Annotated in this window: 4 protein-coding genes; 1 reads left to right on the forward strand and 3 read right to left on the reverse strand. The window is 67.5% G+C overall.

Annotated features, from left to right (window positions below):
- Positions 1-91 precede the first annotated feature (91 nt).
- Positions 92-2425, reverse strand: a complete 2334-nt coding sequence (locus tag LK533_RS11700) for a TonB-dependent receptor (protein WP_229363116.1) — start codon at positions 2423-2425, stop codon at positions 92-94.
- A gap of 225 nt (positions 2426-2650) precedes the next feature.
- Here LK533_RS11700 and LK533_RS11705 point away from each other — a divergent pair, with 225 nt between their 5' ends.
- A complete protein-coding gene (locus LK533_RS11705) occupies positions 2651-4801 on the forward strand; it encodes a putative bifunctional diguanylate cyclase/phosphodiesterase (RefSeq protein ID WP_229363118.1) in 2151 nt (716 codons plus the stop codon).
- Positions 4802-4932: 131 nt separating this feature from the next.
- Here LK533_RS11705 and LK533_RS11710 read toward each other — a convergent pair whose 3' ends face one another.
- Both LK533_RS11710 and LK533_RS11715 read right to left on the reverse strand, forming a co-directional pair.
- Entirely contained in the window at positions 4933-5769 is an 837-nt protein-coding gene (locus LK533_RS11710) for an alpha/beta fold hydrolase (protein ID WP_229363119.1), read from the reverse strand.
- Positions 5770-5943: 174 nt separating this feature from the next.
- Positions 5944-7047: a lactonase family protein gene (locus tag LK533_RS11715; RefSeq protein ID WP_229363121.1), complete on the reverse strand. Its 1104-nt coding sequence runs from the start codon at positions 7045-7047 to the stop codon at positions 5944-5946.
- Between the last annotated feature and the right edge of the window lie 408 nt (positions 7048-7455).

The raw sequence follows: 7455 nt of genomic DNA on the forward strand, positions 1-7455 counted from the left end.
CGCAGATAAGCACCCGCAGCCGGTTCGCCGCCCCGCCTGACCTCCGTCGCGCCGAACCGCCCGTCACGAAAGGCCAGCCGCTTGGGACCGATCAGCCGTCGAACCGCCAGCGAAGGTTGAGGCCGATGTTGCGCGGCTGCGACACGCCCCAGACGGTGGACGGGGTCAGGTCGCCGTTGTTCTCCGCGCCATTGTAATAGAGCGCGTCAAACAGGTTCTGGACATAGGCGTTGGCCTCCCAGCCCGCGTCCGAGCGATAGCCCAGCCGCAGGTTCGCCTCGGTATAGCCGCGCCGCCGGACAATGCCGCGCCAGTCGAAGCTCTGCCGCCCGCGCCCCTCGTACACCCACTCGCCCGACAGATAGGCTTCGCTCGCGCCGATGGGATAGTGGAAGGTCGCGACCCCGCTCGATGCCCAGCTGGGGTTGGGGAGCCCGCCGCAATCGCTGAGCGTGCAGTCGCGATCGCCGCGCTTCTCGGTGCGCGTGTAGGTGACGTTGCCGTTCACGTCGAACCAGCGCCCCAGCCGCAGCGTCGCCTGCGCTTCCACGCCATAGCCGTGCACCCGACCCACGTTGTTGACCTGCTGGGTGCGGGTTTCGGTATCGAAGAACACCGCCTGCAGGTTGCGATACACATAGTGGAAGCCGGTCAGGTCGAACCGCAGCCGTCCGTTCCACAGCCGGCCCTTGATCCCCGCTTCCTTGCTCCACACCGTCTCCGGCGCGAAATCGTCCGGCGTCGTGCCCTCCGGGACCAGCCCGAACTCCTCGATCTCGCCCGGTGCTGAAATGGTGAAAGAGCCAAAGCCCCCCGCCTTGTAGCCGCGCGTGATGCTCGCATAGATGCTCAGGTCCGGCTGGATCTCGTAGCGCAGGTAAACCCGCGGCGTGGTGCCGTTCCACGACTTGGCCGCCTCCACGAACCCGTCCGTGTAATAGGAGAAGGTCCAGATGTTGCCGAGCGTCCCCGCGCTCACCGGGATGTTCACCCCGAACTTCTTGCGGTCCCAGCTGTGGCGAAGCCCGACGCCGACCTGGAGCTTGTCGAGCACGCGGTAATTGGCGTCGCCATAGGCTGCCAGTCCGGTGTTGACGCTGCGCGCATCGTTGACGTCGATCAGCACGCCGCCCGCGGCCGGCACATAGGCGGTGCCATAAAGGTCCTGGGTCAGTTCCTCGCAGTCCGCATAGCCATAGCCGGCCACGCAGACGGAGGTCTCGTCCGCCTCGTTGGTGAAGCGCGCGCGCACCGTCTCGCGATAGCCCGAAAGGCCCGCCGACCAGGTCAGCCGCCCGCCGCCGGGCGAAACCAGCCGGATCTCCTGGCTGGCATAGCTGCCCCGCTGGCGCTGCGTATAGTTGCCGAGCAGCAGCGGCGTGCCGTCGAAATCCTCGGAATAGAAGAAGCGATGCCGGCGATAGGCACTGATCGAGGTCAGCGTCGCAAAGCCCAGTTCCAGGTCGGCCTGCACGTTGGCCCCATAGACGGTGCCGTCGTCGCGCGGATCGACCAGGTCGGTATCCACGTCGCCCCGGCCGCCGCCGACCACCAGTTCACCCCCCAGGGCCACGTCGATCGCATCCAGCACCTCGCGGTCGTCATTGGACGCGCGATAGGGGGTTCCGCCCATGTGGCGGCGCTCGTACTCGCCGGTGGCGACGACGCGCAAGGGTCCGTCGGCATAGAGCAGCGACAGGCGCGCCGCCTGCTTGTCCTCACCCATCAGCCGGTCGTCGCGGTCAGGCGTGAAGACATTGTCGACCCAGCCGTCCGATCGGGTCTGGTAGCCCGCCAGCCGCACCGCCCAGCGCTCGCCCAGCGGCAGGTTCACCGCGGCCTGGGCTTCCACCCGGTTGCGCTCGCCCAGGCCCAGGTACACATGCCCCCTGATCGCATCGAGGCTCGGCTTGTTGGTGATGACGTTGATCGCGCCTGCGATCGCGTTGCGCCCGAACAGATACCCCTGCGGCCCGCGCAGCGCCTCGGCCCGCTCGATGTCGAACAGCGAGGTGACGGCACTGCCGGTCCGCCCCTGGTAGACGCCATCCTTGAAGATGCCCACCGACGGGTCGCCGCCGATGCCATAGTCGTTGGACACGATGCCGCGGATCGCCAGCGAGTCGATGAAGCTGTCGTCCGAGCTTCCCGAGAAGCCGGGGGTAAAGGTGACCAGATCCTTGATGTCGTCCAGCTTGCGCGTGACGATGTCGCGTTCGCTCAACGCCAAAATTGCGACCGGCGTCGATTCGATCAGCTCGGTGCGACGTTGCGCCGTCACCACCACCTCCTGCACCTCCTGCACCTGCGCGGGCGCATCTTCGCGCTCCGGCTCGGCGGCGGCGAATGCGGGCGCGGTGACCAGGAACGGCAGCGGGGCGGCGGCGAGCAGGAACGACCGGCGGCGATTGGGAAGGCGAATCATCGCGCGTGCATCGGGCAAAATGCTGATGCGTTGATTAATCGCCTGCGCCACTTTGGCAGCAGGTGTGCGAAAAGATCCTCACTGTGCTTTTGCGGCACCGCTTGGACAACGGCTCCTTAATCGTCTGCCGTTACCCGCCTTGGGATGATGCCGGCACCTTCTCCAGCGGCGCACACGAGCCGCGGGCGTTTCATCGCCCAGATCGTTGTGCCGGCGCTTGCCGTAGTGGCTGCGACAGCACTGCTCATCGCTGCGCTGGCGTTTCTGTCCGCACGCCAGTCCGACAGCCTCGCCTTTCAGCGCGAACACCGGGTGATGGAGACGGTGCTGGCGCAAAGCATCGCCCGGATCGCGCACGATCAGGAGGGGGTGACGGTCTGGGACGATGCGGTGCGCCAGGTTCGAGCACCCGATCGCAGCGTCGCTTGGCTCGACAACAATCTCGGCCTGTGGATGCGCACCTATTTCGGCCATGACGAGGCCTATGTGCTCGATCCGGGTGGCCGGGCCCTCTACGCGATGCGCGACGGGGCCCATGTGGCGCCGGATGCCTATGGAAAGAGCGTGGCGCCCATTGCTGCACCGCTGGTCGCCTCGCTGCAGGCGATGCTGCGCCGGCGCGCGCCGGGCAACCTCGACGCGCCCACCCTGTCGCCCGGCACGATCGACCTCGGCACCGTCAACGGCCACCCGGCCATTGTGAGCGTGAAGCCGATCACGTCCGACACCGGCCGCATCGTCCAGGTGCCGGGCAGCGAATACCTCCATGTCGCCGTCCGCTATCTCGACACCGGCTTCGTGCGCGATCTGGCAGAGCGATATCGGCTGGAACAGGCCGGCTTCTCGCACGCGCCGCCGCCCGGCGATCGTCAGGGAGTGCCGCTGCTATCCTCGAGCAACCGTCTGCTCGGCTATGTCACCTGGCTGCCCTTCCGCCCCGGGTCGCTGATGGTGCGGCGCGTCGCCCCCATCATGGTGGCGGCACTTCTTCTCATCTTCGCGATCGTCGCCGTCCTCCTGGGCAACATTCGGCGCAGCACCCTGCGGCTGGAAGCAAGCGAGGCGCAGGCGCAGCATCTCGCGTTCCACGATCCGCTCACCGGCCTCGCCAACCGCGCCCTGTTCGACGATCGCCTCGCCTTTCATCTGGCCCAGGCGCGCGCCGCCCCGACCTCGCTGGCGCTGCTGTACCTGGACCTGGACGGGTTCAAGCAGGTCAACGACACGCTCGGCCATCCCGCCGGCGACGAACTCATCAAGGCAGTGGCGGCCCGGCTCAGCGCCAGCGTGCGCGCCGATGATCTGGTCGCCCGCATCGGTGGTGACGAATTCGCGATCCTGCAGCTCGGCATCGACTCGCCCGCCGCGGCCGAAATCCTGTGCATGCGGATCATCGAGGAAGTCAGCCGCCCCTTCGATATCGCCGGTACCCACGCCTATGTTGGTGTCAGCATGGGCATCGCACTGGGCCCGCAGGATGCCGCTGAGCGCTTCGAACTCGCCCGCAAGGCCGACATCGCGCTCTACCAGGCAAAGGCCGCCGGGCGCGGCCGCTATCTCTTCTTCGCGGACGAGATGGACGCCAGCCTGAAGCTGCGCAAGCAGATCGAGACGGACCTGCGCGGCGCGCTCGATAGCTGCGACCAGTTCGAAGTGTTCTACCAGCCGCTCTATTCCGCGCGGAGCGGCACCATGACGGGCGCGGAGGCGCTGGTCCGCTGGCACCACCCTGAGCACGGCACGCTTTCGCCGTCCCTCTTCATTCCGATTGCGGAAGAGACCGGAATGGTAGAGCAACTGGGCGCCTGGGTGCTCGACCACGCCTGCCGCGCTGTGGTGCGCTGGCCGATCGGCACCATCGCCGTGAACGTCTCGCCGGTTCAGCTGCGCAACCGCGGCTTTGCCGAGGAGGTGCTGGCCACGCTCAAGCGCACCGGCCTCCCGCCGGAACGGCTCGAGCTGGAGATCACCGAGACCAACTTCATCGAGAATGCGGCGAGCTGCCAGCCCAATCTCGTCCGGTTGCGCGCATCCGGCGTCCGCATCGCGCTCGACGATTTCGGCACCGGCTATTCATCCTTCACCCACCTGCGCAACTTCGACGTCGACCGCATCAAGATCGATCGTTCGTTCGTGAGCGGCATCACCAATGGCACGACCGGGAGCCCGATCATCCAGGCGATCATCGATCTCGCCAAGGCAAGCGGGCTGAAGGTCACGGCGGAGGGCGTCGAAACGCCCGAGCAGCGCGTCTTTTTGTCCAGGATCGGCTGCAATTCGCTTCAGGGCTTCCTGCTCAGCCACCCCCTGCCCGCAGGCGCGATGGACGCCAGCTTCGGCCTCGCCCCGGTGCGCCCCCCGCAGCCCACCGCCTGACAGGCGTCAGGGCAGGTCGATCGGCAGGATGTCGGCGTCGCTATCCGCGTCGAACGACAGCATCATCTCCGCCTCCCTCGCAGCACCGCTTGGCGGGGAACGGACACCGCAATGCCGTTCCCCGCGCGGGATCAGTTGCGGATGAAGGCGAGCAGATCCGCGTTCAGCACGTCGGCGTTGACCGTCAGCATCCCGTGCGGGAAGCCCGGGTAGATCTTGAGCGTCGCGTCGGGCAGCAGTTCGGCGGAGAGCAGGCCCGCGTTCCGGTACGGCACGATCTGGTCGTCGTCGCCGTGCAGCACCAGCGTCGGCACCGTGATCGCCGTCAGGTCGTCGGTCTGGTCCGTCTCGGAGAACGCCTTGATGCCCTGATGATGCGCAAGCGCGCTGCCCATCATGCCCTGGCGCCACCAGTTGTCGATCACCGTCGGCTTCACCTCGGCCCCCTCGCGGTTGAAGCCGTAGAACGGGCCGGCGGCGACGTCGCGAAAGAACTGCGCCCGGTCGGCGGCAAGCGCGGCACGGAAGCCGTCGAACACCTCGATCGGCAAGCCGCCGGGATAGCGGTCGGTCTTCACCATGATCGGCGGCACCGCGCTCACCAGAGCCGCCTTGGCGACGCGCCCCTGCGGAATGCCATGGCGCGCGACATAGGCTGCGACTTCGCCGCCGCCGGTCGAATGGCCGATGTGGATGGCATTGCGCAGGTCGAGATGCTCGGCGACCGCGGAGGCATCGGCGGCATAGGTCGCCATGTCATGGCCGAAGTCGACCTGGGCGGAGCGGCCATGCCCGCGCCGGTCATGCGCCACCACACGAAAACCCTGCTCCAGGAAGAACAGCATCTGGGCGTCCCAGTCGTCCGACGACAGTGGCCAGCCGTGATGGAACATGATCGGCTGGGCATCCTTCGAACCCCAGTCCTTGAAGAAGATCTCAGTGCCGTCCTGGGTGGTGATCGTGCTCATGGCGCTCCCTTTCATCCCCTGGGTTGGTAGCGGCCCTTCCTGCAAAGGGACCGCCGTGCAGCGGATGAGCAAAAGCTAGGCGCAGCGGATCAACCGGAATATCCGGATAAATTCTGCTGCTGCGTTCGAGAATGTTGAAAGGTCCTGCGGTGGCTCGGCAAGTCCCGCGCCGGCTCAGAGCGTCAGATACGCCACCCCAGGCACCCGGACGTTGGGCGTGGCCGCGGCACCCAGCCGTCCGTCGCTGCCGATGCGCAGGCAGGCGACGTCGCCGGAGCGCTGGTTGGCCACCAGCATCTCGCCCCGCCCCTCCAGCAGCAGGAACATCCGCGGCCAGTTCCCCCCGCAGTCGACGTGCTGGAGGCGTGCGAGCCCCCCGTCCCCGGCGATCGCGAACACGGCAATGCTGTTGTGCCCGCGGTTGGAGACATAGAGCCGGTTGCCCGCACGGTTGATGGCGATGTGCGCCGCTGCCGAGGCGCCTTGGAACCCCTTGGGCAAGGTCGACACGATGCCGCGCGCCTGAAACGTCCCGTCGGCCTGCGTCCGGAGGATCGTCACCGTGTTGGCGAGTTCCGCGACCAGAAAGGCGATCGGCAGTCGCGGGTGCCGCGCGAGGTGGCGCGGTCCCGAGCCCGCTTGTGCGCGATAGGCGATGGTCGTTTCCGCGACCTCGCCCGAACCCGGAGCAAGGCGATGGGCAAAGATCGCATCCGCGCCCAGATCGACCGAGTGCAGCACCGAGTCCCGGGCCGCAAACCCGACCCAATGCGCGTGCGCGCCCGCCTGCCGTGCCCGGTCCGGCCCGCTGCCCTGGTGAACGACGCGCTGTGCCTCGCCCAGCGGCAGCCCGGTCTTGGCGTCGAGCTGCCACAGCGCGATGCTGCCGCTCGAATAATTCGCCACCGCCAGCCTGCGCCCGTCCGCGCTGAGCGCCACATGGCAGGGATCGGCACCCAGCGTCGGCCGGGTTTCCACCTGCTTCAGATCGCGGGAATAGATGCCGAGCGCCCCTTGGGCCTGCTCGTCGACCAGATACCGCAGGCCTGTGGCGTCGCTGCGCACGCCGAAGGAGGCGTTGCGGATGGACGCCGGCGCGCGTGCTGCCGTCCAGCCACGCGTCGACGCCTCCAGGCGGACCAACCCGGTCCCGCCCTCCTGCGCATAGGTCCCTGCCAGGATCGGCCGGGCAGCCTGCGCCAGCAGTCGGGAGGGCAGGATGCCGGTGCTGACCGCCGCGCCCATGAGCGCACGTCGTGAGAGGGGAAAGAGAGCCATGCCCGTTTGAACCTTTATTCGGCGCTCACGTCAACGACGCGACTTTTGGTGTTCGGCACCCGAGAGGCTGTCCGTACGTCCTGAGCAGCATCCAGGCACCGGCCGTCGGTCGCGACCTGAGGTCTATCCGCAAGCTTGGCGGCGCAAGCGCGCCAACGCCTCCCGCCACCTGAGCGGCGTGCCAAAGTGCGCGCACTCGTCGCAGAAACTCACGCGGATCCTTGCCCGAGCGTCGCCGCAAACGAGACCGGGCAGCTCCCGTTGCGACCCCTGCGCGCGCGGGGGCACAGCCGCCGTAGCGCCGTCTGCGCCCTGCTGCTGACGGCTCAAACGCAAACAGCCCCGTCTCTGGTGAGACGGGGCTGTTTTGTGTGTGGTTGCGGGGACAGGATTTGAACCTGTGACCTT

It is taken from the genome of Sphingomonas sp. PL-96 (genome assembly GCF_020707215.1).
Taxonomy (GTDB): Bacteria; Pseudomonadota; Alphaproteobacteria; order Sphingomonadales; family Sphingomonadaceae; genus Sphingomonas.

Coding starts and splice junctions, on each gene's coding strand:
- LK533_RS11700 (WP_229363116.1), bottom strand. CDS start 2,425: ATGATTCGCCTTCCCAATCGCCGCCGGTCGTTCCTGCTCGCCGCCGCC.
- LK533_RS11710 (WP_229363119.1), bottom strand. CDS start 5,769: ATGAGCACGATCACCACCCAGGACGGCACTGAGATCTTCTTCAAGGAC.
- LK533_RS11715 (WP_229363121.1), bottom strand. CDS start 7,047: ATGGCTCTCTTTCCCCTCTCACGACGTGCGCTCATGGGCGCGGCGGTC.